Origin of the sequence: Sphingobium sp. LSP13-1-1.1, assembly GCF_040676415.1 — a bacterium.
Lineage (GTDB): Bacteria > Pseudomonadota > Alphaproteobacteria > Sphingomonadales > Sphingomonadaceae > Sphingobium.
In genome coordinates, this window is record NZ_JBEGHU010000004.1 from 46,474 (window position 1) to 73,121 (window position 26,648).

At 64.4% G+C, this 26,648-nt stretch carries 29 protein-coding genes and 1 tRNA gene; 15 read left to right on the plus strand and 15 right to left on the minus strand.

Annotated features, from left to right (window positions below; genetic code table 11):
- Positions 1–24: 24 nt before the first annotated feature.
- Both MRBLSP13_RS04390 and MRBLSP13_RS04395 read right to left on the minus strand, forming a co-directional pair.
- Entirely contained in the window at positions 25–2,139 is a 2,115-nt protein-coding gene (locus MRBLSP13_RS04390; protein WP_363739984.1) for a TonB-dependent receptor, read from the minus strand.
- 132 nt (positions 2,140–2,271) lie between these two features.
- Positions 2,272–3,195, minus strand: coding sequence for a LysR family transcriptional regulator (locus MRBLSP13_RS04395; RefSeq protein WP_363739982.1), 924 nt, complete (start codon positions 3,193–3,195; stop codon positions 2,272–2,274).
- 111 nt (positions 3,196–3,306) lie between these two features.
- On the opposite strand from MRBLSP13_RS04395, the gene MRBLSP13_RS04400 reads away from it, so the two are divergent.
- The 9 genes from MRBLSP13_RS04400 (at position 3,307) to MRBLSP13_RS04440 (ending at position 12,341) form a co-directional block, all read left to right on the plus strand.
- Positions 3,307–3,380, plus strand: a tRNA-Gly gene (locus tag MRBLSP13_RS04400).
- A 28-nt stretch (positions 3,381–3,408) separates the two neighbouring features.
- Positions 3,409–3,603 carry a DUF4169 family protein gene (locus MRBLSP13_RS04405; protein WP_363739980.1) on the plus strand — a complete coding sequence of 65 codons (195 nt, stop codon included), beginning with the start codon at positions 3,409–3,411 and terminating at the stop codon, positions 3,601–3,603.
- Between the two features lie 713 nt (positions 3,604–4,316).
- Entirely contained in the window at positions 4,317–4,745 is a 429-nt protein-coding gene (locus MRBLSP13_RS04410) for a hypothetical protein (protein ID WP_363739978.1), read from the plus strand.
- Between the two features lie 160 nt (positions 4,746–4,905).
- A complete protein-coding gene (locus MRBLSP13_RS04415; protein ID WP_363739976.1) occupies positions 4,906–6,123 on the plus strand; it encodes an argininosuccinate synthase in 1,218 nt (405 codons plus the stop codon).
- A gap of 184 nt (positions 6,124–6,307) precedes the next feature.
- On the plus strand, positions 6,308–6,928 hold the full coding sequence (locus MRBLSP13_RS04420; protein ID WP_363739975.1) for an EF-hand domain-containing protein: 621 nt from the start codon (positions 6,308–6,310) through the stop codon (positions 6,926–6,928).
- Positions 6,929–6,999: 71 nt separating this feature from the next.
- Positions 7,000–7,719, plus strand: a complete 720-nt coding sequence (locus MRBLSP13_RS04425) for a response regulator (RefSeq protein WP_133653850.1) — start codon at positions 7,000–7,002, stop codon at positions 7,717–7,719.
- Positions 7,716–9,071, plus strand: coding sequence for an ATP-binding protein (locus tag MRBLSP13_RS04430; protein ID WP_363752964.1), 1,356 nt, complete (start codon positions 7,716–7,718; stop codon positions 9,069–9,071). The genes MRBLSP13_RS04425 and MRBLSP13_RS04430 overlap by 4 nt, the downstream gene beginning before the upstream one ends.
- Before the next feature lie 390 nt (positions 9,072–9,461).
- The gene (locus MRBLSP13_RS04435; RefSeq protein WP_363752967.1) at positions 9,462–9,851 is read left to right on the plus strand and encodes a winged helix-turn-helix domain-containing protein; all 390 of its coding nucleotides are present in this window, start codon (positions 9,462–9,464) and stop codon (positions 9,849–9,851) included.
- Positions 9,852–9,962: 111 nt separating this feature from the next.
- On the plus strand, positions 9,963–12,341 hold the full coding sequence (locus MRBLSP13_RS04440; protein WP_363752970.1) for a TonB-dependent receptor: 2,379 nt from the start codon (positions 9,963–9,965) through the stop codon (positions 12,339–12,341).
- An 82-nt stretch (positions 12,342–12,423) separates the two neighbouring features.
- Here MRBLSP13_RS04440 and MRBLSP13_RS04445 read toward each other — a convergent pair whose 3' ends face one another.
- The 13 genes from MRBLSP13_RS04445 to flgB all read right to left on the minus strand — a co-directional run bounded on the left by MRBLSP13_RS04445 (position 12,424) and on the right by flgB (position 22,931).
- The gene (locus MRBLSP13_RS04445; RefSeq protein WP_363739967.1) at positions 12,424–13,479 is read right to left on the minus strand and encodes a flagellar motor protein MotB; all 1,056 of its coding nucleotides are present in this window, start codon (positions 13,477–13,479) and stop codon (positions 12,424–12,426) included.
- Positions 13,480–13,482: 3 nt separating this feature from the next.
- Positions 13,483–14,346, minus strand: a complete 864-nt coding sequence (gene motA, locus MRBLSP13_RS04450) for a flagellar motor stator protein MotA (protein WP_007682571.1) — start codon at positions 14,344–14,346, stop codon at positions 13,483–13,485.
- Positions 14,347–14,627: 281 nt separating this feature from the next.
- Positions 14,628–15,473 (minus strand): flagellin, encoded by an 846-nt coding sequence (locus MRBLSP13_RS04455; protein WP_363752973.1) that lies wholly within the window; start codon positions 15,471–15,473, stop codon positions 14,628–14,630.
- Positions 15,474–15,490: 17 nt separating this feature from the next.
- Positions 15,491–16,825 carry a flagellar hook-associated protein FlgK gene (gene flgK, locus MRBLSP13_RS04460; protein WP_363752975.1) on the minus strand — a complete coding sequence of 445 codons (1,335 nt, stop codon included), beginning with the start codon at positions 16,823–16,825 and terminating at the stop codon, positions 15,491–15,493.
- Positions 16,822–17,136: a rod-binding protein gene (locus tag MRBLSP13_RS04465; RefSeq protein WP_133653843.1), complete on the minus strand. Its 315-nt coding sequence runs from the start codon at positions 17,134–17,136 to the stop codon at positions 16,822–16,824. Before MRBLSP13_RS04465 ends, flgK begins: the two co-directional genes overlap by 4 nt.
- On the minus strand, positions 17,136–18,236 hold the full coding sequence (locus MRBLSP13_RS04470; protein ID WP_414714694.1) for a flagellar basal body P-ring protein FlgI: 1,101 nt from the start codon (positions 18,234–18,236) through the stop codon (positions 17,136–17,138). Before MRBLSP13_RS04470 ends, MRBLSP13_RS04465 begins: the two co-directional genes overlap by 1 nt.
- Positions 18,237–18,250: 14 nt before the next feature.
- A complete protein-coding gene (locus MRBLSP13_RS04475) occupies positions 18,251–18,922 on the minus strand; it encodes a flagellar basal body L-ring protein FlgH (protein ID WP_363739955.1) in 672 nt (223 codons plus the stop codon).
- A gap of 8 nt (positions 18,923–18,930) precedes the next feature.
- The gene (flgG, locus tag MRBLSP13_RS04480) at positions 18,931–19,719 is read right to left on the minus strand and encodes a flagellar basal-body rod protein FlgG (RefSeq protein ID WP_363739952.1); all 789 of its coding nucleotides are present in this window, start codon (positions 19,717–19,719) and stop codon (positions 18,931–18,933) included.
- A gap of 63 nt (positions 19,720–19,782) precedes the next feature.
- Positions 19,783–20,523 (minus strand): flagellar basal body rod protein FlgF, encoded by a 741-nt coding sequence (locus MRBLSP13_RS04485; protein ID WP_363752980.1) that lies wholly within the window; start codon positions 20,521–20,523, stop codon positions 19,783–19,785.
- A 59-nt stretch (positions 20,524–20,582) separates the two neighbouring features.
- A complete protein-coding gene (locus MRBLSP13_RS04490) occupies positions 20,583–21,425 on the minus strand; it encodes a flagellar hook-basal body complex protein (RefSeq protein WP_363739949.1) in 843 nt (280 codons plus the stop codon).
- Between the two features lie 71 nt (positions 21,426–21,496).
- The gene (locus MRBLSP13_RS04495) at positions 21,497–22,153 is read right to left on the minus strand and encodes a flagellar hook assembly protein FlgD (protein ID WP_363752982.1); all 657 of its coding nucleotides are present in this window, start codon (positions 22,151–22,153) and stop codon (positions 21,497–21,499) included.
- Positions 22,150–22,560, minus strand: coding sequence for a flagellar basal body rod protein FlgC (gene flgC, locus MRBLSP13_RS04500; RefSeq protein WP_133653836.1), 411 nt, complete (start codon positions 22,558–22,560; stop codon positions 22,150–22,152). The genes MRBLSP13_RS04495 and flgC overlap by 4 nt, the downstream gene beginning before the upstream one ends.
- A 2-nt stretch (positions 22,561–22,562) precedes the next feature.
- Complete coding sequence (gene flgB, locus MRBLSP13_RS04505) at positions 22,563–22,931, minus strand: flagellar basal body rod protein FlgB (protein WP_363753061.1); 369 nt, start codon at positions 22,929–22,931, stop codon at positions 22,563–22,565.
- Positions 22,932–23,192: 261 nt separating this feature from the next.
- On the opposite strand from flgB, the gene MRBLSP13_RS04510 reads away from it, so the two are divergent.
- From MRBLSP13_RS04510 to MRBLSP13_RS04535, 6 genes are all read left to right on the plus strand, one after another.
- Positions 23,193–23,861: a MotA/TolQ/ExbB proton channel family protein gene (locus MRBLSP13_RS04510; protein WP_363739941.1), complete on the plus strand. Its 669-nt coding sequence runs from the start codon at positions 23,193–23,195 to the stop codon at positions 23,859–23,861.
- On the plus strand, positions 23,858–24,352 hold the full coding sequence (locus tag MRBLSP13_RS04515; protein WP_363739938.1) for an OmpA/MotB family protein: 495 nt from the start codon (positions 23,858–23,860) through the stop codon (positions 24,350–24,352). The genes MRBLSP13_RS04510 and MRBLSP13_RS04515 overlap by 4 nt, the downstream gene beginning before the upstream one ends.
- Before the next feature lie 96 nt (positions 24,353–24,448).
- Positions 24,449–24,997 carry a flagella basal body P-ring formation protein FlgA gene (locus MRBLSP13_RS04520; protein ID WP_363752985.1) on the plus strand — a complete coding sequence of 183 codons (549 nt, stop codon included), beginning with the start codon at positions 24,449–24,451 and terminating at the stop codon, positions 24,995–24,997.
- Between the two features lie 46 nt (positions 24,998–25,043).
- On the plus strand, positions 25,044–25,325 hold the full coding sequence (gene flgM, locus MRBLSP13_RS04525; protein WP_363752987.1) for a flagellar biosynthesis anti-sigma factor FlgM: 282 nt from the start codon (positions 25,044–25,046) through the stop codon (positions 25,323–25,325).
- A 3-nt stretch (positions 25,326–25,328) separates the two neighbouring features.
- Entirely contained in the window at positions 25,329–25,637 is a 309-nt protein-coding gene (locus MRBLSP13_RS04530; RefSeq protein ID WP_363739931.1) for a hypothetical protein, read from the plus strand.
- Positions 25,638–25,814: 177 nt separating this feature from the next.
- The gene (locus MRBLSP13_RS04535) at positions 25,815–26,642 is read left to right on the plus strand and encodes a lytic transglycosylase domain-containing protein (protein WP_363752990.1); all 828 of its coding nucleotides are present in this window, start codon (positions 25,815–25,817) and stop codon (positions 26,640–26,642) included.
- Positions 26,643–26,648 lie beyond the last annotated feature (6 nt).

The window sequence follows — 26,648 nt, forward strand, 5'->3', positions numbered from 1 at the left end:
CACATTGCGCAATCAAGCAGGTTATCAGATCGAAAGCCGCGCCGTCAGCCGGATATCCCGTCCCGCCAGGGGGGCGTAGTCCTTCAGGAAACTGGCCGCCCGCCGCGCCTCCACATCGAAGATATTGTTGGCGGAAAGGGTGATGGTCGTCCGGCCGTTGCCCTTTATCGGCTTGAAGGACAACGATGCGTTGACCAGTGTGAAGCCGTCGGTCGGCGTTTCGGTGTCGGTGATGCGGTTCTGGGCGAAGCTGCGTTCGACTTCGCCGCGAACGCTCAGCCGATCGCCCTGCAGTTCCAGGCCGCCCAGCAGACGCAGCGGAGGTATGCGCGGCGCCGGGCCGGATCCGACGATGGTGGCGCGCACATAATCTGCCACGCCGTCCAGGTTGAGGGCATAGCTGCCGATCTGCCCCAACTTCACCGTGCCTTCCGCTTCAAAGCCGAGATAGCGGGCATTCGCCTGCAGATTCTGGTAGCAGGGGAAGGATAGCGGTTCGCCCCCATTGGCGGCCATGCAGACGCCGTCATCGACCCGCACATCGTAGATATAGCCGTTGAACCAGTTATGATAGGCCGAGAGCGAGAGCGTGTAGCCATCGCCCTGGCCGCGCAGCGTGCCTTCGATGCCCCAGCTCTTTTCCAGTCCGAAATCAGGATTGCCGAGTTCAAAGGCTTGCGTTCCGGCGTGATTGCCGCGGGCAAACAGCTCTTCGGCCGAAGGAGCCCGCTCCGTACGGGACAGGTTCAGTCCGACGCGCCAGCCGGGCACGAGTTCCTGACTGACACCCAGTGAGCCGGACAGCGCATTGAAGCTGCGATGATAGGCGGGGTTGAACAAGGTCTCGTCCGCATCCGCTGCGACGCGCGTATGTTCATAACGGCCGCCCAGTTCGATCCGGGTGGTGCCCAGGTCGAAGGACTGCAGCGTGAAGAAGCCCAGTTGCTCCGTTTCGTTGCGCGGCAGGAACTTTTCCTCCCCCTCGACATGGAAGTTGCGCGCGAAGAACTGCGCGCCGATCGCGCCGTCCCATCCGCCGCGCTTCGCCTGCACCAGTTCGAGCCGCGATTCGATCGACTGGTTGTAGAATGTCGTGCCGACCTCGCCCGTCTCCTCGATCTCCTGATGCTGATAGTCGGCGAAGCCGGCGCGGAGGCGGATGGATTCCAGGAAGCCGCCATTGACCGGCAATTCGGCGCGCAGATCGGCACGATCCTGCTTCATGTGCAACCGCACCTTTTCCGCTTCGCCATCGGCATCGAGCGAATAGCGGACCGGCACGCCGTAGAAATTGTCGGTATGCGCGACCGAAAAGCCCAGATTGCCGCCATCGGTGATGAGCGCCGCGCCGCCCGCCACTTCCCAGGTTCGCGCTCCGCTGTTGGGCAGCTTGCCTCTCAGGCTGGCGAGGTCGCGGATTGCCGGATCGCCGCTGGCAGCCGCCTGTGCCCGCAGCGCGGGGGTCAGGATGTAGTTGCCGGTGTCCAGGTCGCCGCTTCTGGAATAGCTGCCATCGAAATGGACAACGAACTTGTCGCCAATGGGCGCTTCGATCTCGCCCGATCCGGTGCGTTCATGGGCGGCGCTGCCATAGGTGGCGATGCCGTCGATGTGGATCGGTTCGTCCGGCACGCGGCGGGGAATGCGGCTGTCGATCACATTGACTACGCCGCCAATGGCTGAGGAACCGTAGAGCAGGGCGGCGGGTCCGCGCAGCACCTCTATGCGATCGGCGGTGAGGGGGTTGATCGCCACGGCGTGATCGACAGAGGTGTTCGAGACGTCGAAGCTGCCTATGCCGTCGGTGAGGATGCGCACGCGTTCGCCCTGGAAGCCGCGCAGCACGGGGCGCGATGCATTGGGGCCGAAGGAGGTCGCGGATACGCCAGGCTGGCGGGCGAGCGTGTCGCCGATCGTCGGACGCAGCGACCTGGTCAGCTCTTCGCCGGACACGACCGACGTACCTGAAAGAATATCGCCTTGCCGGCGGGGAATGATGGCGGTGACGACGATGTCGGCCCGCTGATCATGATAACCCTGGGGAGAGGAGTCCGATGCCGGAGCCTGGGCCATGGCGGGCAAACTGGCAGACAATGCGGAGAGGGCGCAACCGGCACGCAACAGTGCGGAACGATACATTCGGTTCGTCATCCTTCATGATTGGGAAGAAGATGGTGCCCTCCTATCTGAAATGATATAGCATATCAACATCGCACGAGCCGGATTTGATCCATCGCGCCCGAAACGGTTTGAGTGCACCGCGAGAAGCAATCAGAGAAAGAGAAATTCCGCGAGCGCCGCGGCGGCGGCGGGGCTTTCGCTGCCGACAGCCTGTCGCACTTCGATGGCTGGCAACGGCTGTTCGAGTGCAATCCGCCTGATGCCGGTCATTCGTCCAAGATCACGGGCGAGCGGGCCGAAGGCGGCAAAGCAGCCGGCGCCTTCGCGCAATATGGTCATGATGTCGAACAGATTGTCGGTCTCCAGCACCGGATCCCCCAACCTTATGCCACTGCGCAGCAGCGCCTCGTCGATGATCCGCCGCAGGCTGTTGCGCGGTTCCATGGCGAGCGTCGGGATTGCGGCAAGCTCAGTCGTGGCCACACTGTCGCGGCGGGCGAGGGGGTGATCGACGCCCGCGTAAAGGTTGATCTGTTCTGACCAGCCATAGCGGGAGGGGGGCTCGTCCGTTTCGCCCAGGGCATAGAAATAGGCTATGTCGGCCTTGCCTCGCCGCAGCGACCAGGCGGCTTCGTCCGCCAGGTGGATCGTCAGGTCGAGCGTGATCGCTATGTCGTCATTCGCCGCCTCGAAAGCGGCAAGCGCATCCTGGAAATGGCCGAAAACCGGGGCTGGGGCCGCCAGGACGATGTTTTGCCTTGAAGGAGGGGATTCGGCCAGCGGCGCGGCAGGCGACGGCGATGTCATGTCGTTGGCCTGGTCGACCTGCCAGTTTTCCGGCTGGTCCTGCGACAGCAGCGTCATGGCTTCCGCTGTTTTTCGGCCGGCCGGCGTCAGGTGGGGATTGCCGGCAAGATCGTCGAACAGGCGATAGCCGAGGCGCAGTTCCAGCGAGGCCAGATCGCGGGCGACATCGTCGGCCGAAACGCCAAGATCACGGGCGCAGCGCAAGAGGCTGCCCGATGCCACCATCTGCGCGAATATATCCAACTGGCGCAGGGAAGGCGTGGCCATGAGCCCCTGATAGTGCAAATATCGTGCGGGGTTAAGGCGGATATTGGGTGAATATCTCTTTGCCATATTGACGAGGGCCGCCCAAAGATGGCAGGGCGCTCAGCCTGACGGGCGGGTATAGCTCAATGGTAGAGCACTAGCCTTCCAAGCTTGTGATGCGGGTTCGATCCCCGCTACCCGCTCCATTCCCGTCATAGAGGCTCCGTCCACGGCATGGGCGACATCGTCAATCTTCGACAGGCGCGCAAGGCGAAGGCTCGGGCGGATCGGGAACGGCAGGCGCATGGCAATCGCGTGAAGTTCGGTCGCACGAAGGCGGAACGCCAGATTGAGGCAGCGGAAGAAGAACGCAAGAAGCGCTTGATCGATGGCGCGCGCCGCGATCGCAGGGATGATGATACCAAATAAAGCTTCACTATTCCTGAGCGATTGGCACGAAGATGGAATACGAAATCTTCGGAAAGAAGATGAACAGCTGTTAATTTTTCTGCTCGATCGATCATTCTGTCCGTGATTTGGCTCGACTGATCCGGAATAGGCTGCAGCCGTTGCGTTTAAACCCGCAGCTCACGGGTTTAACATTCGCTATGACTGGACATATTCGCTCACTTCGCCCCGCCAGGGCCGCGATTGCCGCTGTTCTGGCTATCAGTTCGCCTACGCTGTTCGCGCAGACGGTCATTCCGCCTGCGCAACCGGTGATCGTCGATCCTCCGGTCGCACAGACGCCGCCGGCAGCTTCGCCTGCTCCGGTTTTCGCGCCTTCCCAACCGGTGGTCCAATCGACGCCTTCGGTCGAGCAGCGGTTGGACGCGGCTATTACAGCGTCGCAAGCGGAGGAGGCGCAGGCCGTTCCTGCCGCAGCCCCGGTGAAGCGCAAGGCGCCCCGGCCCGCTGCCCGCACGATAGCCCGCACCGAGCCCGTTGCGGCCCCACAACGTTCCGAGCCCCTGACACAGCGTGAAGCGCCGTCCCCTGCACCATCTGCCCCTGCGTCATCTGCGCCATTAGCTGAGGCGGTCGCGCCGGCTGCACCCGCTGCGCCGGAAAGGCAGGCACCGCCCGCATCGTCGGAGGCCCGGAGCGATCCCGCATTGCTTTGGGCGTTGGGCGGCGGCTCCTTGCTGATGATCGGCCTTGCCGGTGCTGCGCTGATGCGCAGACGCGCGCATCGTCAGGAAGTGGAGCATTGGGAGGGCGAGATTATCCAGCCCGAGCCTGTGCAGGCTGCCCAGCGACCTGTTCCGGCCATGCCCTTGATGACGCCGTCCCCTGCGGTCGCACCGGTGCCAAGCGAGGAGGAAAGCACCTTGGAGGCGATGGTGGCTGCACCGCCCAGCGCGGAAAACCCGTTCCGCACCCATGCCAAGCGCAGGACCAGAGCAAAATTCCTGCTGGCGCAGCGGCAGAAGCAGGTTCAAACGCCGATAGTCGCGGAAAGCTTGGCTCCGACCGAATCGCCCCGGCCCGCGAGGGCGGCCACGCAGACGGTGTATCGCTTTGGTTCCGACCGTCGACGCGAGGGTGTCTTCAAGCCGCGGACAAGCTGAGTCCGATTGGATTCCTTGAGGAAAGGGGATGCCGGTCCCGATCGGTATCCCCTTTGTCATGCAATAGTTCCGCCGATCCAGTTGCGCTGGATCGTTCGGCCTGATACCGGCCCGCCGGTAATTGCATGGCCGCCCAGGCCCGCCTCAAGGAAAGTTGCCCATGTCCGACAAGATCAACCGCATCGTTCTTGCCTTCTCAGGTGGGCTGGATACCAGCGTGATCCTGAAATGGCTGCAACAGACCTACCAGTGCGAGGTAGTGACCTTCACTGCCGATCTGGGGCAGGGCGAGGAACTGGAACCGGCACGTGCGAAGGCACGGCTGATGGGTGTCAAGGAAGAGCACATCTTCATCGACGACCTGCGCGAAGAATTCGTGAAGGATTATGTGTTCCCGATGATGCGCTCCAACGCGCTCTATGAAGGGCTCTATCTGCTCGGCACATCCATCGCCCGCCCGCTGATCGCCAAGCGCCAGATCGAGATCGCGAAGCTGATTGGCGCGGATGCGGTGTCGCACGGCGCGACGGGAAAGGGCAATGATCAGGTGCGCTTCGAGCTTGGCTATTACGGCCTTGCCCCCGACATCAAGGTGATCGCCCCCTGGCGGGAATGGGATTTGACCAGCCGCACCAGGCTGATCGAATTCGCCGAAAAGCACCAGATCCCGATCCCGCGCGACAAGCGCGGCGAAAGCCCCTTTTCGACGGATGCGAACATGCTGCACACCTCTTCGGAGGGGAAGGTGCTGGAAGATCCGTGGGAGGAAACCCCGGACTATGTCTATTCGCGCACCGTCAATCCGGAGGATGCGCCTGACGCGCCGGAATATATCACCATCGATTTCGAGCGTGGCGACGGCGTGGCGATCAACGGCGTCGGCATGAGCCCGGCGACGCTGCTGGAAACGCTCAACGAATATGGCCGCAAGCATGGCATCGGCCGGCTCGACCTGGTCGAGAACCGCTTCGTCGGCATGAAGTCGCGCGGCATGTATGAAACGCCGGGCGGCACCATCTATCATCTGGCGCACCGGGGCATCGAGCAGCTGACGCTCGATCGCGGCGCCGCGCATCTGAAGGATGAACTGGCGCCGCGCTACGCCGAGCTCATCTATAACGGCTTCTGGTTCTCGCCGGAGCGCGAAATGCTGCAGGCGGCGATCGACCACAGCCAGGAGAAGGTGACCGGCACGGTTCGCCTGAAGCTCTACAAGGGCGGTGTTTATGTCGTTGGCCGCAAGTCGCCTTATTCGCTGTACAGCGAGAAGGTCGTGACCTTCGAGGATGATGCGGGCGCCTATGACCAGCGCGACGCGGCGGGTTTCATCAAGCTGAACGCGCTTCGCCTGCGCCTGTTGGGCCGTCGCGACCGCTGACCGCCTTCCGTCCCCGGCGTCGCTATTGTTGGTGCGCCGGGGAAAGGAAGACAGGCATGGTTCGCGATACAAATTGCGACATTTATCGGGCCTGATGACAAAGTTGCGGGACAAAACTCCCCGATAAGCGTTTTCAAGGACGGCGGAGCGCCGTTCGTGACAGATGCTTTGAAGGAAGACTCGAATGATCCGCAAATTCATGACTACGGTGGCGCTGGGTTCGCTGTTCGTTGGCGGGCTGGCGGCCAGCCATCTCGCCTTCGCGCAGGATGGACCGCCCCGCGCCGGCGGCCCTCGCGGCGGTGGCATGCTGATGATGGCCGATGCCGACAAGGACGGCACTGTCACCAAGGCGGAACTGACGGCCGCGCTGGATGCCCGCTTCGCCAGGCTGGACGTCAACAAGGACGGCAAGATTGATCAGGCGGATCGCGATATCCTACGCCAGCAGCGGCTCGATGCGCGCTTTGCGGCTCTGGATACCGACAGGAACGGTCAGATCAGCAAGGCGGAATTCGTCGCCGGGCATGAGGGCCGGCAGGACCGTATCGGCGGCCATGGCGGCCCGGATCGTGGCGGCTGGGGTCATCGCGGCCCCGGCATGCGCGGCGGCCCGGACGGTGGAATGGCGAAGGACGGCGTGATCACCAGGGCGGATTTCATGGCGCGCCCCCTCGCCATGTTCGACAAGGCCGACACCAACCATGACGGCAAGGTGACCGCAGAAGAGATGAAGGCTGCGCGGCAGGCGTTCCGCGATGGTTGGAAAGACCGCAAGGGGCCGCCCCCGCCGCCCGCCGATTAAGGGCTGGGTCGAAGGCGTCGATGGCGCCTTCGGCCTTCCCACCTGCTTCCAGCCATGACAAGAACCGGACCATGAGCGAACGACCCCATTTGCTGCTCGTCGACGACGAGCGCTCGATCCGCGAGCCGCTGGCGCAATATCTTGTCCGCAACGGCTTTCGCGTGACGGCCGTCGAAAATGCGGCGGAAGCGCGGATGCGCCTTAAAGCCAATGCCATCGACCTGGTCATTCTGGACATCATGATGCCGGGCGAGGACGGGTTGTCGCTCTGTCGCCATATCCGGGAAACGAGCGAGATTCCGGTCATCCTTCTCACGGCGAAATCGGAAGAGACGGACCGCATCGTCGGGCTGGAAATGGGGGCCGACGATTATGTGCTGAAGCCCTTTTCCCCGCGTGAGCTGGTTGCCCGCATCAAGGTGATCTTTCGCCGCGTGGCGACCGGTGGGCAGCGCGTCACCGCGACCGATGGCGCCACCTATGCTTTCGCCAACTGGTTGCTCAAGACGCAGGAGCGCACGCTGGTCGACGGCGAGGGCGTGGCGCTGCCGCTGTCCACGGCGGAATATAATCTGATGCTGGCCTTCGCCACCCGGCCCAATCAGGTGCTGAGCCGCGACCAGTTGCTGGACATCACCCAGGGGCGGGAGGCCAATGCCTTCGACCGGGCGATCGACAACCAGATCAGCCGCCTGCGCAAGAAGATAGAGCCTGATCCCAGGAACCCGACCCTCATCAAGACGGTGTGGGGCGGCGGTTACACCCTGTCCGCGGACGTGCGCAAGCTGTGAGGCGGCTGCGCCTGTGGCCGCAGGGCGTCGTCGGCCAGATCATCATCCTTGTCGCGCTGGCGCTGTTCGTGGCGCAGGCGATCAATTTCACCCTGTTGCTGCGCGAACGTCAACGGATCGAGCTTACCGCGCAGACGGCTCCCGGCGTCTTTCGCATCGTCGACGCGCTCGACAGCCGGCCGGACCAGCGCGCCGGGGATGAGGCGGACCGGCGGGGACGGGTGCGCTTCCTGGACGCTGCCCCGCCGTTGCAGGGCCAGTCCCGACCGGACGTGGAGCGTCGCGCCAGGGCGATGTTCGACGATGTCGGGCTTTCGGTCCGCTCCATCCATGCGGCCGAACAGCCGCAGTTGCTGCCCCTGCGGCGCTGGGACAATTTCCGCATGCGCGCGGGCGGAGACAGGCATGGTCATGTGCATGTGACCCGTCTGGCCATGGCCGTCGAATATCAGCCGGGAAAATGGGCGCTGACGCAGACGCGCATCGGCGACCGGCCGCCACGCTTTGGCGGCTGGCTGGTGGGGCAGACGCTGATCCTCTACGCGATCGTGCTGCTGCCTCTGCTGTGGGTCGGTCGCAGGCTGGCGCGGCCATTGAAGCAGTTGACCGCCTCGGCGGAACAATTCGCCCTTACCGGATCGGCCGATGCGGTGGAGGAGCGCGGCCCCGGCGACGTGCGGCAGCTCACCATGGCCTTCAATGCGATGCGCAGCCGCATCTTCGCGATGCTGAACGAGAAAGACCGGATGCTGGGCGCGATCGGCCATGACCTGCGCACGCCGCTGGCCTCGCTGCGCGTGCGCACCGAATCGGTGGAGGACGAGGGCGAGCGCGCCCGCATGTCCGAGACGATCGAGGAGATGAACCGGATGCTGGAGGATATCCTCTCTCTCGCCCGCGCCGGGCGCAGCAGCGAAGCCCGGCAGAAGGTGGACCTGTCGGCGCTGGCCGATGCCGTGGTCGAGGATTTTCTGGAGCTTGGTTCCCCGGTCGACCTGGCCGACAGTGCGCGCGCGGTGGCCAATGTCCGTCCCCAGCAGATTCGCCGCGCCCTGCGCAACCTGATCGAAAATGCCATCGTCTATGGCGAGCGGGCGCATGTTTCGGTCGAACGGGCGGACGGCGCGGTCCGGTTGATCGTGGCGGATGACGGGCCAGGCATAGCCGAGGAACGGATGGCGGAAATGATGGAGCCCTTCACCCGGCTGGAGGGCTCGCGCAACCGGGAAACGGGCGGGGCGGGCCTGGGGCTGGCGCTGGTGCGGGCGATCATGATCGAACATGGCGGCGCGCTGAAACTGGCCAACCGCGCGCAGGGCGGGTTGGAGGCAAGCCTGGTCCTGCCGGCCTGAAAATGGCTGTTTTCCGCCGAAGTTCACAGTGTATGCGCGCGCGTGCCTGCGCGCGCATAGGCGTGGTGGGCGGGATATGAACGTTTCAAAGAGGGGTGGGCGATAGGCCCGCCAGCGTGCAATAGGACAGGCAGAACTGGCATGTTCGGAGGAATAGGATCTTTTGTTGGGCTCCTGTTGCCCCTGGGTCACACAGGCTTTGGCGAGTGTCATTGGCCGGGAGCGGCGGTGGCAGGTGGATCGGGATCCGGCACGTGCCTGTCGATTTCGCTATTGGGCAATGATATCGAAAGTCCCCAGGCCAATAGCGGGCCGATCACCGGATCAGGATGAAAATGAAACAGGGCTTCCGCAGAAAGAGCAGCGCTCTCGACAAGAGGGATTGTTGAGGTGGACACCGGCCGGCTGAAGATCAAGTTGCAGCTTCATTGCGGGAGCAGCTTTGCGATGGGGCCGGGCAAGGCGGCCCTGCTAGAGGCGATCAAACGGGAGGGCTCGATTTCCGGAGCCGGCCGGGCGCTTGGCATGAGCTACCGGCGTACATGGTTGCTGGTGGACGAGATGAACCGCTGTTTTGCGGAAAAGCTGGTCGAAACCTTGTCGGGCGGTGGACGCGAGCGCGGCGCGCGCGTCACGGAACATGGTCTGGCCGTGCTTGCCGCCTATCGCGCCCTGGTCGAGGAAGCCTCTGCGATAACCCGAAGCTCTGCCTATTCCGAACTGACGAAATTGTTGCTGGCAGCGCCGCGCAACGGCGAGGCCGAAGGCTCCCCCGACTGACCAGCCCCTGATCATCGCGATCCCCTTCTGTCGTGACTTGCAGTGCCAATCCATCACTATATACGGCGGAATATAGAGATTCGGGTGGCATTTCCAAAAAGGGGGGCATTCATGCATTTATCCGCGCGTGCGCTGGCGTTCGGCCTGGGCGTTCTGACTATCGTCGCACCGGCCTGGGCCGAGGTTCCCGGAGCGCCGGATGCAGCGCCGGGTGCAGGGGCCGAAAGCGCAGAATCGGGTGGCCTGCCGCAGATCATGGTCACTGCCCGGCGGCGCGTGGAAGACAGCCAGTCCGTGCCCGCGGCGATTTCCGTCGTTGACGGTAAGCTGCTCGATCAATCCTATACGGTGAACACCGGGCAACTGAGCCTGCTTGTCCCGTCGCTCAATTACAGTTCGGCAAACCCGCGCAACACCGCCTTCACGATCCGGGGGCTCGGCAGCAGTGTCGTGGCGGTCAGCCAGGCGAATGACGGGCTGGAGCCCGGCGTCGGCTTTTACGTCGATCAGGTCTATCACGCACGGCCCGCCACTGCCGCTTTCGACTTCACCGACATCGACCGGATCGAGGTGCTTCGCGGCCCGCAGGGCACGCTGTTCGGCAAGAACAGCACGGCAGGAGCGATCAGCATCACGACCAAACTGCCGACCTTCACGCCCGAAGCGCAGGAGGAATTATCCTATGGCAGCAATGATTTCCTGCAGGCCAAGGCATCGGCGTCCGGGCCGATCACCGATAGCCTCGCCTTCCGCCTGTCGGGCCAGTCGACCCGCCGCGATGGCGTCATCCACAATGTCATGACCGGGCGCGACCAGAACAGCATGGGCAACCAGGCCGTTCGCGGCCAGCTTCTCTACAAGCCTTCCGAAGATTTCCAACTGCGCCTGATTGCCGATTTCACCAATTTCGAAAGCGCATGCTGCACGCAGGTCTATGTCCGGGTCGCGCCGACGCTGAAGGCGGCGGCCCGCCGATATGCCGCGCTGGCGGCCAATGTGCCGGGCGGACCCTATGCGCCGCCCAGCCTCAACCCTTATGACCGGCTGACCGACATTGATGCCGCCCTGGGCGTCAAGACGAATGAGGGCGGCGTTTCGGCCATCCTGGACTGGAAGCTGGGCCTGGGTACGCTGACATCGGTCAGCGCATGGCGGTTCTGGAACTGGGACGCGGCGAACGACCGCGACTATACCGGCATCCCGATCCAGCTCGTCCAGCACATCCCCTCCCGCCAGGACCAATATAGTCAGGAGTTGCGGCTGGCCTCCAATGGGGAGGGGCCGTTCAGCTATGTCGCCGGCCTCTATTTCTTCCGCCAGAAGATCACGGGCCGTCCCATTTCCATCTATGGTCCGCGCGCGGCCTATTGGTTGCTGTTCGCGGATTCGAACCTGCTTGACGGTTATGGCACGGACGGGCGCACCGATTTCCGCTCCGACAGCTATGCCGCCTTTGGCGAGGTGAACTGGCGGCCGACGGATCGCCTGACGCTGACGGGCGGGCTTCGCTATACCTATGAGGAGAAGGAGGGCGCCTATGACAGCTTCACCTTCGGCGGCCCCGCCAATGTGACGGCGGCCCAACGCGCGAGCCAATTGTCCATATTGCGCGGGCAGAGCTATGCCGCCAGCGACAGGGACGGCGATGTCACGGGCCGCGCCAACATCGCCTATCAGTGGAGCGACGATGTGCTTGGCTATGCCAGCTATGCGCGGGGCGGGAAATCGGGCGGGATCAACATGTCGGGCCTGCCGCTGAACAACAACAACCAGCCCGCGCTGAACACCGCCGTCATCAAGCCGGAGAAGAACAGCGCTTATGAGATTGGCCTCAAGACGAGCCTGTTCAGCCGACGGCTGATCGCCAATATCGACGCCTATTATATGAGCGTGCGGGATTTCCAGACGAACGTCACGGATACCGGCGCGGCTGCGGCCTTGCGCACCTATCTCGCCAATATTCCCAAGGTCAGGGTGAAGGGCGTCGAAGCGGATATGATCGCGCTCGTCACGAAGGACCTGCAATTGCGCGCATCGGCGGCCTATGCGGACGGAAAATATATTTCCTATCCGAGCGGCCCCTGTCCGATCGAGGCGATCGGAACCGGAACGTCGGCCTGCGACCTGAGCGGCAGGGGCCTGTCGGGCCTGCCCAAATGGTCCGTGACATTGGGGGCTGATTATAGCCGGTCGGTGGATCTGTTCGGCAGGAAGGGCGCGTTCTTCCTTCATGCGGATTCCAGTTCACGAACCCGCGTCTTCGGCGATCCCACGGCGTCGGCCTACACCGTCATCAAGGGCTATACGGTTGTGAATGGCAGTGTCGGTCTGCGCGCAGGGAACGGATTTGAAATCGCGTTGTTCGCGCGCAACCTGTTCGACAAGGACTATATGCAGAACCTGACCATCCAGGCGGGCAATTCAGGGCTGATCGTGGGAACGCCCAGCGACCCGCGCACGATCGGCCTGACCCTGCGGATGCGGCAATGATGCCTTCGATATGAAGGTCGTGGGTGTTATCGCGTCCAAGCCTGCCCTGGCACCCTGGACGCATTGAGCCGGACAGTCCGGCTCAATGCTTGCCGGGCTTGTTCGATGTCCCCGGCGCCGTCGGGTTGATCAACTGCGCCCCTGCGGGCAGGCTGGTGCCGCCCATGTCGAGCTTTTGCGCCTCGGTCCGGGCCAGGGTCTTCGGGTTGTCGCGCTCCTTGATGGCTGCCTTCGTCTCTGCGTCGAGCTGCGAGTCCGCGTCGCCGCCGTTCGCGCCGGCGCTCCAACCCAGGATGATCGACATGCGGCGGTTGCGCGGGTCGTAGACATCGCCCTTGGCGAAGGGTTCGCGGTCGGCGACGCCCTCTATCCGGGCGAAGCGGTCATTGCCGATGCCGCTCGCCGCCAGCGCCTTGCGCGTTGCTTCGGCGCGGGCGGAAGAGAGCATCCAGTTGTTCATCGTCTGGCCGGCGCTGTAGGGCAGGCCGTCGGTATGCCCGCGCACGATCAGCGGATTGGGCATGGTCCTGATCGTCGCCGCGACCTCGTTCACCAGTTCGCGCGCCTGCGGCAGCAGACGGTCCGTGCCCATGGCGAACATCGCGAAGTCCGCCTCGTCGATCAGGTCGATGCGCAGTCCTTCCCGCGTTTCGGTGAAGCGGATGTTCTTCAGCAGTTTCCGGATGGCCTGGCGGCGGGCCATGCGCGCCTCCAGTTCCTTCTTGATCGATTCGAACCGAGCCCGGTCGGCGGCCTTGGTGGCCTTGCCGCCCTGGTCCTTGGTGCCCGACGCGTCGCGCGGCATGGTGATGGCCATATTGCCCTGACCGCCGGTGGTCGGGTAATTTTCCTTGCCCATCATGCTGTCGCCGCCGAACATGCCGTTCGCGCCTGCGGAATTCTCCTTGAGCTGCACCAGGGTCGGCGTGAAATAGTCGGCCAGGCCCTTGCGCTGCTTTTCCGTGGTCGCGCCCAGCAGCCACATCAGCAGGAAGAAGGCCATCATCGCCGTCACGAAGTCGGCATAGGCGACCTTCCACGCGCCGCCATGATGGCCGCCATGGCCGTCGACGATGATCTTCTTGACGATGATCGGCCGTGGTTCGGGCTCGTTCGCGCCGCGCTTCTTCTCGGCCATGGCTTATTTGCCCCGCATGCCGTCGAACACTTCGGCAAAGGCCGGCTGGTTCGCGTGGGTCAGGCTGGAACGGGCGGCCTCGATCACCAGCGGCTGCGGGTGGCCGTGCAGCGATGCGACGATGATCTGCTTGACGACATGGTACATGGAACCGTCGGCCTCGATCACGGCGCGGCAGCGATTGGCGAAGGGGTTGACCATGCCATAGGCAAGCAGAACGCCCAGGAAGGTGCCGACCAGTGCCGAACCGATCATGCCGCCCAGGATCGCCGGGGGCTGGTCGATGGAACCCATGGTCTTCACCACGCCCAGCACCGCCGCGACGATGCCGAGGGCAGGCAGCGCGTCGGCCAGTCCCTGAAGATTGTCGGCGGGACGCAGCGCTTCGTGGTGATGGGTCTTGAGCGCATTGTCCATGACCTCCTCGACCGCGTGCGGATCGAGCGTGCCGGAGGAGACGACCACCAGCCGCAACGTATCGCTGATCAGGTGGATGAGCGTCTTGTCACCCATCAGGCGTGGATATTCGGAGAAGATGGTGGAGCTTGCCGGATCCTCGATATGCGGTTCCAGCGCCACCGGGCCTTCGACGCGGAGCGTCTTCATCAGCTTGGAGACGAGGAAGATGCAGTCCAGGAAATCCTGCTTCTTGTATTTCGGGCCCTTGAAGACCTTGCCCAGGCCGCCGCCCAGCGCCTTCAGGTCGCTGCCCGAATTGCCGATGATGAGCGCGCCGACGGCCGCGCCGCCGATGATGATCATTTCATGCGGCAGGGCGTGCAGAACCGGGCCGATGTCGCCGCCTGTAAAGATGAAGCCGCCAAATACCATGGCGAGCAGCACGACCAGGCCGATGATTGCGAACATGATTATCCCCGAATTCCGCCCGAAGGCACCGTCTTGACCGAGCATCGCATGAAAGACGCTCTCGATTGGTTAATACGGCTTGGCGATGCCGAGATTTAGGGCGCCGGTCGAAAAATCGATCACGATGATTTCGAAGTAGAAGGGGCGCCCGTTCAAGAGCTTGGCCGCGAGATTGCTCTGCGCGCCTGGAGAGCGCCGGGTCAAACCGGACGCAGGACGCGCGCTCCGGGTTTTGCATCGTTCCAGGCGGGAAACCGGTTCCCGCCTTTCGGTACGATACCTTATTTGAGCAGGTCGAACAGGTTCTGCTGGTTGATCCGGGCAAAGGCGGACTGGGCTGCCTCAAGCTGGAGCAGCTTGGCCGAGACCGAGGAGATCACATCCTGAAGATCGGTCGATTCCAGCCCGGAACGCCGTTCCTTGAGGTCGAGGTCGACATTGGTGAGACGCGTGCCGATCACGTCCAGCCGGTCGCTGCGCACGCCCTGCTTGGTCTGTTCCAGGACGACGTGGTTCTGGGCCGCCTTGATCGCGTCGAGCCCGGCCGCGACGTCGCTGTCGGTGCCGCTTTGCAGGGCGGTTATGCTCTGGTCCAATATGGCGTCGAGCGTCATCGGCGTGCCGTTGACGTCGATCCCCTCCGACACTTCCTGCCGGGTGCCGACCACGGCGAGATTGAGGCCGCGGCTGACCGGGACCAGCACGCTCTGTCCGTCGTCGAAGGCGGGGACACCGCTGTAATCCTTCTGGTTGAGCAGCGAATCGATGGTGGAGCGGATCGTCGTCATTTCCTGGACGATGGCCGTCTTGTCGGTGGCGTTGAGCGATCCGTTGCGGGCGCGGGTCATCAGTTCCTGCGCGCGCGTCAGCAGGGAGTTCATCTCGCCCAGATTGGCCTCGGCCGTGTTGGCGCGGGCCGTGCCGGTGCTGATGTTGGACTGCCAGGCGGCCTGTTGCGCCTGCTGCCGGCCGATGTCCGACACCTGCACCCAGGCGAGCGCGTTGTTCGACGGCTTGTTCAGCGTCACGCCGGTCGAGATAGCGGTCTGGCCATCGACGATGTCCTGCGACAATTTCTGCTGACGGCGAATCTCGGCCAGAAGGATCTTGTTGGTGATGCCGACCATGGTCCCGTTGCTCCCGTTCAGATGATCTGCAGAATGGCGTCGACAGTTTCCTTCGCAACCTGAAGGATCTTGGCGCTGCCCGAATAGGCCTGCTGGATGCGCAGCAGTTCGGCCGCCTCCATGTCCAGGTCGACGCCGCTGACCGCCTCGCGCGCGGCCACGGCCTGGTCGCTGCGGTTTTGCGCCGTGGTCTGTTCCGCCTTGGTGGAGGAAAGGAGGTTGGCGTGCGTCGCGATCAGGTTGGTCCAGCCTTGCTCGACACTGCCATTGCCGCGCAGCACGGTCGATACGGTCAGCAGATTGCCGTTGGGAGTGCCGTCCGTCGCCTTGGTGGCAAGCTGCGCGGGATCGCTGATGAGGGCGGTCACGGTCGCGGCTGTCGTTCCGGACAGCAGCGGCCCGCCGGCGGTTCCCGCATCGGTGCGGCCCTGCGCATGCCAGTTGTTCATGTTCGTGACGAACTGCTGCGCCAGCGTATCGAGACTGGTGCGGCGTTGCGAGACCGTGTCGGCGGCCGAGAACAGCCCGCCCAGCGTGCCGCTTGTCGGCGCGGCGAGAGCGGTGCCGCCGCTGGTGGCAAGCGAAAGCGTGCCGTTGGCGTTGGCGGTGAGGGCCAGCGGGGTGGCGCTGCTGCCCTGCACCAGCGTCTGTCCGTTCAGCATCACCTGCGCCTGGTCATGCGTGCCGAAGCTGATGTCGACATTGAGATTGGTGGACAGGGTGCCCAATGCCGCGTCGCGGCTGTCGAGCAGCTGCGCATAGGCCGATGTGCCCGGCTGCGCGCGCAGCAGGCTGTTGTTGATGTCGGCGAGGGCAGAGAGCGCCTGGTTGACCGTCGTCACCGCGGACTGCGCCTCGGTCGCGATGCCGTTCGACACCTGGCTCAGGTCGGCCGAGGTCTGGTTGAAGGCCTGGGCGACGCGCCCGATGCTGTCCAGCGTCGTCACGCGCAGGGAATTGTCGCTTGGGCTCGCGGCCAGCTTGTCCATATTCTGGAACATGCCGGTCATGAGCTGGCCGACGCCGGTTTCCGTGTCGTTGAGCGCCGTTTCCGAATCGGTCAGCCAGCGCATCCGCGCGACCGCGCTGCCCAATTGCATGTTGGTGTAGCGCACGGTCGCGTCGAGATAGGGATCGGTCGCGCGGTTGACGCTCTTGACCTCCGTACCGCCGAAATTGGCGCGGGTGATGTAGACGGCCATGGTCGCGGTCGAGGAGCCGGACTCGATCGTCGTCACCGACCGGCGGGAATAGCCTTCGGTGCTGGCATTGGCGATATTTTCCGAAATTGCCGCCATGGCGCTGCGATAGGCCTTGGTACCCGACGCGCCGATGATGAAGAGGTCGCTCATTCGCCCTTGCCCATATCGGCGGCGGGTGCAGGGGCGCCGACCTTGGCGCCGAACTGGCGCATCAGCATCTCGGCTATGCCCAGCGTGCCCCGGCTCGCCATGCTGTCGGCGGTGCGGGCGTCGGCCATGTCGCGGAACTGATCGGTGGCGCTGGAATCGCTGATGCCCTCGGCCAGGCTGGCCGAGCGCATCGCGCCCATCATCTGGCGCAGGAAGATCGCCTCGAACTGCTGCGCCGCCTTTTCCAGCGCAGCCTTGTTCTGCGTCCCGCCCGGCTGGCCCGTCGCCGTTGAAGTCCCGTCTATCCGCATCACAACACCACCAGTTCAGCCTTCAGCGCCCCGGCCTGTTTCAAGGCTTCCAGGATCGCAACCATGTCCGCGGGGGAGGCGCCGATGGCGTTCACCGCTTTCACTATATCGGCCAAAGAGGCTCCACCTTTAAAATTGATCATCGGTTTCTTTTCCTGATCGATCGAAATCGAACTGGATTGCTCGACCGCCGTCTGCCCTTGCGAGAAGGGTGCGGGCTGGACCACGCGGGGCGATTCGTTGACGCTGACGGTGATCTTGCCATGCGCGATCGCGGCGGGATGGATCTTCACCGCGCCGTTGATGACGACCGTGCCGGTGCGGGCGTTGACGATCACCTTCGCCGGGGCGTCGGCGGGCGAAACCTCGATATTCTCGATCATGCCCATCATCATGATGCGGTCTGAAGCGCCTGGCGCGGCGTCGATCGTGACCGACACGGCGTCCATGGCTTTGGCGCGATGGTCGCCATAGGTCCGATTGATGCCGTCCGCGACCCGAAGGGCGGTGGTGAGGTCGGCTTCGGACAGGTTGAAGGTGAGGGTGGGTGCGGTGTCGAAGCCGGTCGCGACCGCGCGTTCCACCGTCGCGCCGCCCGGAATGCGGCCGGCGGACGGAATGTTGACCGACACCTGGCTGCCGTCCGCGCCGGAAACGCCGAGGCCGCCGACGGCGAGGTTGCCCTGCGCCATGCCGTAAATCTCATTATCCGCGCCGCGCAGGGGCGTCATGATCAGCGTGCCGCCGCGCAGCGACTTGGCCTTGCCCAGCGCGGAGACGGTGACGTCCAGCCGCTGGCCGGGCTTGGCGAAGGCGGGCAGGTCGGCGGTGACCAGCACGGCCGCCGCGTTCTTGAGTGCGGGGTTGATCCCCTGCGGCAAGGTGAGGCCGAAGCGCGAGACCACGCCCTTCATGCCCTGGGTCGCATAGTCCAGGCTGTCGTCGCCCGTGCCGGCAAGGCCGACGACGATGCCGTAGCCGGTGAGCTGGTTGGGACGCACCCCCTGGAAGGTGCCCAGATCCTTGATCCGCTCGGCATGGGCCGGAACGGTGAAGAGGGCCATGAGGGGCAGCAGGAAGCGAAACAGCAGGCGGGTCATGGCGCGCATGTCCATCAGAAGGGGCTGATCATGGAGAAGAAGCGCTGCAACCAGCCCTGGCGGCTGGCGCGGGCGATTTCCCCCTTGCCGGTGTAGATGATCTTGGCATCGGCCACGCGGGTCGAGGCAATGCGGTTGTCGGGGCCGATGTCGGCCTGGCGGACGAGGCCGCTGATCTGGATGAACTCGTCGCCGCGATTGAGCGTCAGCGCCTTTTCGCCCTTCACCAGCATCGTGCCGTTGGGGTAGGTCGCTGCGATCGTCACGGTGATCTCCCCATTCAGGGCATTGGACTGGGTCGCGGCGCCCTTGCCGGTGAAGCTGTTGCTGCCGCTGGAGCCGATGTCGCTGGCGGAGAATATCTTGGAGAGCGGTCCGGTGCTGGGCGGCGTCAGCGCGATGCTGCCGTCGCGGCTGGTGTCGGCGCTGTTGCTCTTGGTCGCCTGCGTCCTTTCGACCAGGACGATCGTGATGATGTCGCCCACGCTGGTCGCCCGCGCCCCGCTGGTGAGCGGGGTATAGCCCATCGACGCCTGGAAGATCGAGCCGTTGGCGGGCGGAGCGGCTGGGGCGGCAACCACCGTGGGGGCATAAAATTGCCGTTCGGCGTCGCGCTTCTTGCCGGCCATGGCCGGGGAGGCGGAAAGGGCCGTCGCCAAGAGGAGGAAAATGGCCGTTCTGCGCATCGCTATGCTCACAGCTGCTGGTTGACGTACTGGAGCATTTCGTCCGTCGCCTTGATCATCTTGGAATTGACCTCATAGGCGCGCTGCGTCTCGATCATGTCGACCAGTTCCTCGACCACATTGACGTTCGAGGTTTCGAGATAGCCGGAGCGGACGACGCCGCGCCCGTCCAGCCCGGCGACGCCGACCTGGGGCGTGCCGCTGGCGGCGCTTTCCTTGAGCAGGTTGCCGCCCACCGCCGTGAGCCCGCCCGGATTCATGAAGCTCGCCAGTTCGATCTGGCCGAGCTGGGTCGGTTCGGTCTGCCCCTGAAGCGTGGCGGAGACGGTGCCGTCATTGCCGATGGTGACGCTGGTGGCGCCTTCGGGAACCGTGATCTGCGGGATCAGCGGCAGCCCTTCGCTGGTGACGACGACGCCTTCGGCCGTGGTCGTGAAATTGCCGGCGCGGGTATAGGCGATCGAGCCGTCGGGCTGCTGCACCTGGAAATAGCCCGAACCCTCTATCGCCATGTCCAGCGTGTTGCCGGTCTGGTTGAGCGTGCCCTGGCTGTTGATCTTGGCCGTGCCCTGCATCGCCACGCCGGAGCCGAGGTTGAGGCCGGTGGCGAACTTGTTCTGGCTGTCGCTGTTCGCGCCCGCCGCCACGATCTGCTGATAGGCCAGCGTCTCGAAATCGGCGCGGTCGCGCTTGAAGCCGGTGGTGTTGACGTTCGCCAGGTTGTTGGCGATCACGCGCATCTTCGTGTTCTGCGCGTCTAGGCCGGTGCGGGCGACATGAAGGGCGGCGTTGGTCATCGTCTATCTCCGTGAGGCAGGCTCATCGCATCATTAAAAGCAAGAGCCGTGCCAGATCAGTCATCAGTCCAGCCGCATCAGCGATGCGCCGCCGTCGTCGAGCTGCTTGGCGGTGTCGATCATCTTGACCTGGGTTTCCCAGGCGCGGCTCGCCTCGATCATCTGGACGAGGGCCGACGTGGCGTTGACGTTCGATCCTTCCAGCGATCCGCCGGTCACGCTGGCGAGCGGATCGTCGGGAAGGGCGCCGCCATTGACTTCGCGAAACAGGCCGTCCGTGCCCTTGGCTATGCTGGAGCCAATGGGACTCACCAGCTTCAGCTTGTCGACCTGTTGGGGATTGGCGGGATCGCCGCCCTGGGGAACGCCCCAGATGCTGCCATCCTTGGCGATGGAAACGCTGTCCATCTGGGGCAGGGTGATCGGGCCGCCATCGCCCAGCACGGGCATGCCGTCGCCGGTGGTGAGCAGGCCGCTGTCACTGACCTTCAGGTCGCCACGGCGCGTATAGGCTTCGCTGCCGTCCGCGGCCTGAACGGCGAGCATCGCATCGCCGTTCATGGCCACGTCCAGCGGATTGCCCGTTTCCGTGACCGCGCCTTGCGCCATGTCGGCGGCGATCACCTGTTCGGATGCCTGTGCCCGCGTGTCGAAGGTATCGCCCTTGATCCAGCGTGTCTCGGCATTCGCGATTTCCGCGCGGAAGCCGGTGGTGTTGACGTTCGCCAGATTGTTGGAGATCGCCGCCTGCCGCGCCATCGCGCCGCGCATCGCGGTGAGTGCCGTGTTGACGAGCCTGTCCATGGGGGATTCCTTGATCCGTGGGCTTTTTCAAAAGATGCTCAGCCTGGCGAGGCGAACTGTCAGCTCCGCATGTTCACGATGGTGGTCGAGAGCGTATTGGCCGCCTCGATCGCCTTCGAGTTCGCCTGGAAGTTGCGCTGGGCCGAGATCAGGTTGACCAGTTCTTCGGTGATGTCGACGTTCGACCGTTCCAGCGCGCCCGAACGAACCGAGCCGAACAGGCCGCTATTGCCGGTTCCCAGCATCGGCGTGCCGCTGGCGTTGGTGGCGGTCCAGTGGGCGTCGCCGCTCTGGCGCAGGCCTTCCTGGCTGTTGAAGGCGGCGATCGCGGTCGCGCCCAGATAGACGGTCGATCCGTCGGCATAGACGCCGGTGATCTTGCCTTCTTCGGTCACGCCCACGCTGGTGAGCTGGTTGCCGGTGCCGCCGTCGGGCCAGTTGGTCGGAATCTTGAGGTCGGTCAGCGAGGCCGGGGTCAAGGTGCCCGTGACCGTCGGAGCGCCGGTGGTGGGGTCGAGCGGGATCACCTGAAGACGCGCGCCGGTGGTGTCGACCACATAGCGATCCTCCTGGACCGAGAAGGCGCCGTTGCGGGTGTAGCCCACCTGATTGTCGGCGCTGCGCTTCACCGTGAAGAAGCCCTCGCCGGTGATGGCAAGGTCCAGCGTCTTGTCGGTGGTCTCGATCGTGCCCTGGGTGAATTGCTGGTCGATCCCCTGCGAGCGCACGCCCTGACCCGCGACCTGCGTCGTGGTCTGCATCGGCGCGGCGGCGAAGATGTCGCCGAACACGGCCTTGCTCTTCTTGAAGGCGGTCGAATTGACGTTGGCGACATTGTTCGCGGTGGTCGCAAGGTCGGTCTGGGCGGCCTTCAGGCCGGAAAGCGAGATGTAGAAGGACATGGCGTTGCTCCTTGGGTGAAAGGAATTTGGGGGTGAAAGGAATTTGGAAGGTGAAAGGAAACTGCTGCGGATCAGGCGAGGGAGATGGCGTCGGCCGGCGAGTAGGTGCCGAGCGGGGTGATGAGTTTGGATGCACTGCCGTCGGCGGGTGACTGCACGGCGGCGATGGTGGCCCAGCTCGCGACGCGGCTGGGGGAAGCGCCGTTGACCTTGATCTTCAGCGCATCGGTGGCGATGGTGTTGCCGGCTTCATCCTTGCCGTTCCAAAAGAAGTTGACGTCGCCCTTGGCCTGGTTGCCCAGATCGATCGTCTTCACGACATTGCCGTTGCCGTCGATCAGGTCGACCGAAGCGCCGCTGGTGGCGTCCGCGAAGCTGACCTGGCCCATATATTGGCCGGCGGCATCGGGGGCGGCGATGTTGCTGTTTACCAGCATCGACTTGCCGATCCAGCTTGCTGCATCGCCCAGGCGCGATCCGGTGAGCTGAGAGGCCAGGCCCTTCAGCGTCTGGTTCATTTCCGCAATGCCGCTGCTGTTGGTGATGGTCGCCATCTGGGCCACCATCTGCGCATTGTCGACGGGTTCGAACGGGTCCTGCGTCTGCATCTGCGCGGTCAGCAGGCGCAGGAAGTCCGCCTGCCCCATTTCCGACTTTCCCGTCCCGACATTGGCATAGGGATTGTAGATCGAAAGACCCGCGCTATCCGTTGCGGTGGTGGTCGTCATTTGCCGATCCTTATGGTTTCTAGCATCAGGGACTTGGCGGTGTTCAGCACCTGCACATTGTTCTGGTACATGCGGGCGGTCTCGATCATGTCGACCAGTTCCGCGCTGCTATCCACCGCGGCCTCCCAGACATCACCATTCTTGTCCGCCAGGGGATGGTTGGGATCGTGGCGCTTGGTGGGCTGGGCATTGGTGGTGACGACATTCTGCACCTTGACGGTGGAGACGCCGGGGCTGTCGGTGACCGACTGGAACACCGGCTTGATCGCGCGATAGGCCTCTGCGGCGCTGCCGGTGACGTTGCCGGCATTGGCCATGTTGGATGCCGTGGCGTTCAACCGCACGAGCTGCGCGCTCATGGCGCGGCCGGCGATGTCGAAGACGTTGAGGGGACCTGAACCGCTCATGCTCATTCTCCCTTGAGCGCACGGGTGATGGTGTTGATGCGGCCCTCCAGGAAGGAGAGGGTCGTGCGATATTTGACGGCGTTTTCCGCGAACAGCGTCTGTTCGGTGCTGAGTTCGACCGTATTGCCGTCAAGGCTGGGTTGCAGCGGAACGCGATAGCCCATGGAGTCGTCGACAGCGCGGGACACGTCGGCGGCTGACTTGCCCTGTTGCGTGGTGGCTTCCTTGAGGGCGGATTCGAAGTCGATGTCGCGCGCCTTGTATCCGGGCGTCGAAGCATTCGCGATATTGGACGCGAGCAGGGACAGGCGCTGCGAGCGAAGCGCCAGCGCCTTTCCATGGATCCCGAACAAACCGTCTTCCAGCGACATTTTCGTCTTTCCGTTTTTTCGCCCCACCGGACCTAAAACATTCGTCTCCCCCGCCGTTCTGAGGCCTGATGGCGTGAACCACGGGTGATCCAGCCTGATATTCGCAAGAGCCGTGCCAATTTGCGTGGGTGACGCATCGGCATGACGGCCAATGGCGGAAATCCGCGGGATTGGGTGGTGATGGCGGCAAGGGCGGCAAAATTTTGCCGACGGGTGGCAGCGCTTTGCCGCCGGTCGGCCGGGCGTGAGCGGGGACGGAAAATGATCGGGATCATGGCGCATTTGTTCGACCCCTTGACCATGCTGGCCATGGTTGCAGGTGTCGGGCTGCTGGCGCTGTTCCAGAATGGCGTGCACGGGCTGGGGCGGGCCTTTGCCGCACTTGTACCGCTGTTACGCGCCGATCCGGCAAGGGACCGGGATAGCGCGCGGGCGGCCATGCTGAAGATCGATCAGGTCGCGCAACTGCGCGGCCTTGCCTGCACCGACCGGGTGAAGACCGCCAATCCCTATCTGACCGAAGCCGCGCGCCGGCTCGCCAATTGCGAGAAGACCGAGCAATTCGAACTCTGGGCCGCGCAGTCGCTGGCCGACCGGGCTCAGCGCCACGGCGCCGCCTGCAAGGTCTGGCTTTCCATCGCCGATGCCGCGCCCGCGCTGGGCATGGCGGGAACGATCATCGGCCTGGTCGGCATGTTCGCAGCGATGGACGATCCTGCCGCGCTGGGGCCTTCCATGGCGCTGGCGCTCCTCACCACCTTCTATGGCGTGGTCATTGCGAATGTCGTCGCCGCGCCGATAGCGATGCGGCTTGCCGACCTGTCGGAGCGGGAACTGGCTTGGCAAAAGGAGGTCACTGACCGCATGGCCGCCATCGCGCGGCGCGAAAATGTGCCGACGCGTCGCGCTTCGATCCGCGAGGTGGCATGAATATCTCCGCCCTTGCCGGGGCACGGCGCGGCCGGTGGGCGATCAGCTTCGCCGATCTGCTGCTGTTGCTACTCGGTTTCTTCGTCATGCTTCAGGCGAGCGGCCAGCGGCGCGACGCCATGCTGGCGCAGGTGCGGCAGCAATTTGGCGGCCAGGCGAGCAGCCCCATGGAAATCCGCGCGGCCGAATTGTTCCTGCCCGGTGAAGCCTTGCTGACGGAACAGGGGCGCGCGCGGCTGAAGATCGTGGCGGATCGCTATGCCCGCGGCCGTGAAGGGCTGGAAGTGAGCAGCCATGGCACGGATGCGGCGCGTCAGCGGTTCGACGGCTGGGATCTGTCGGCGGCGCGGCTGGGTGCGGTGGCGCGGGCGCTGAAGGCGGGGGGAATCGCGGGCGACCGGCTGGTGCTGCGCGGGCTTGACCAGCTGGATGGCGCGGACGGCAAGGGGCAGATGATCCTGATCACGCCCGATGTCCGCCATGATCGCTGAGGCCCGCTCCGGGAGTATCGGCCATCGCCATGTTCCAACATGGCACGAATATTGCGTTGTTGATGGTCAATCCTGTCCGCTTTTCGGAGAGACACCGTGACGCATTTGCCCAAGATCCTCCTTCTGGCGCTGTCCGTTTCAGCATCCAACCCGGCGCTGGCGCAGCAGAAGTTCGAGAATCTGGATCGTATCGACAGCCTGGTCGCGATGACAGTCGGCGCCAATCTGGGCGAACCGGGCGGCCCGATGGCGCCGGTCGACCGCCGCCTGCGCCTGGCCGCTTGCCCGACCACGCCCAGCGTGGACGGGCCGCTGTTCGGCGCGGCGATCGTCAAGTGCGACGCGCTGGGCTGGCGGATTCGCGTACCGCTGGTGGCGGGTGGCGCCGCGGCGGCGTCAGGCCCGGTGGCGCGCTATGCTCCGGCGATGCGGGCCATGCCGAAGGACGCCGTGGTCCGGAAGGGCGATCCGGTGCAATTGATGGCCGGCAATGCCGCGTTCAGCGTGTCGCGCATGATGATGGCGGACGAAGACGGCGCCGTGGGCGAAACGATTCGCGTGCGGGAAGACCGCAAGTCTCCGCCGATTCTGGCGCAGGTCGTGGAAATGGGAATTGTTCGTGTTCCGGGATTTAACAATTTTTGAACCCGGCCGTATATAGACTGTGCGGGACGAATGAAGGATTGAAACGATGATCAAGTCTGTCGGCCAGAATATCAGCGCCGCCATAGAGGCAGCCCGCCTGAAGGAAGGCGGCAAGACCGCGCGCGCTTCTTCGGTCGGCTCGGCCGCGACATCCGCCTCTTCGGCCGGCTCGGCCAGCCCGGCTGCCCGCATGGCGGCGGAGGGGGCCCCGATCGACATGGATCGCGTCGCCGCGATCAAGGCGGCCATCGCTTCGGGCAATTATCCCGTCGATCCGGCGGCGATCGCGGATCGCATGCTCGCGCTTGACCTGCCGACGGCTGGCTGACCCATGCCGCTCGGCCTTGCAGCACTGGACGAGTTGAACGCGGCTTTCGAAGAGCTGCGCGGGGCGCTCGACGGGGTCGACCCGACTGCCATCGAAACGGCAGGCCAGCGAATCGCCAAGGCGGCGGCGGCCGTGCGCGCCATCGGCGTGTGGCGGTCTGACGAGGCAGTGAAGGACCGGCTGAAGGCGCTTGCGCCGCTGATGGAATCCGCCCGGATCCGCACGAACCTGCTGGCCGATCATGCCAGCCAACGACTCGCGATCCTCGCGGCGCGGGGCGCGGAGGCGGCACCGCTGGTATATGGGCGCTAAATAGGCGTCATTGCTGTTGTTTGACGAGGCGCCCGCGAGGCGCCTTTTTTCATTTCCGGTCGGCAGCGCGCTCCGACATGACCAGAGCGGCAATCAAATTATGAGCGCGCGTTAACCAAATCTTGGCACGTCACTTGCTCTAATGACCCCCGGTACCAACGGGGATTGATCGAACCAGTGTCGGTTTTTGCAGACATCGCAGGAACAGGGGCGGCTACAACGGGCAATCGCGTCACGAACGCGATCGCCATGGCCAGCCGGCGCACCGGCGTGGACTTCGCCTATCTGCTCGGTCAGGCGAAGATCGAAAGCAGCCTCAATCCCACCGCCCGTGCGACCACCTCTTCCGCGACCGGGCTTTACCAGTTCGTCGATCAGAGCTGGCTGGCGGTCATCGACCAGCATGGCAGCGAATATGGCCTGGGCTGGGCCGCCGACGCGATCAGCCGGGGCAGCAACGGCCGCTATTATGTGGCCGATCCGGACCTTCGCCAGCAGATACTCGACCTGCGCAAGCATCCCGAAACCGCCTCTGTCATGGCCGCCGAACATGCCGCCGACAACAAGGCGACGCTGGAACAGCGCCTGGGCCGCGAGGCGGAGCCGGTCGACCTCTATATGGCCCATTTCCTGGGCGTCGGCGGGGCCAGCAGGTTCCTGTCGATGAACGATCGCGCGCCCAATGCGGCTGCGGCGGCCATGTTTCCGGCGGCGGCCCGCGCGAACCGTTCCATCTTCTACGACAAGCAGGGCAATGCCCGCAGCTTCGCGGAAATCCGCGACCGCTTCGCCGCCAAGCTCCAGAAGGGCTTCGATTCGGTCGGCGGTGGCGCGATCCAATATGCCGACGCCTCGCTGCCCTCCGGCGCGAAGGCGGTGCAGCCCGCCGACTATGTGCGGATCGAAACCCAGCGCCTTGCAAGCGCGGCCGATGTGACAGGCATCCGCCCGCAGCCGCAGACGGCGCGCCTCGCCTATCTCATGCTCGCCACCCTCGGAAGGTAACGGCCC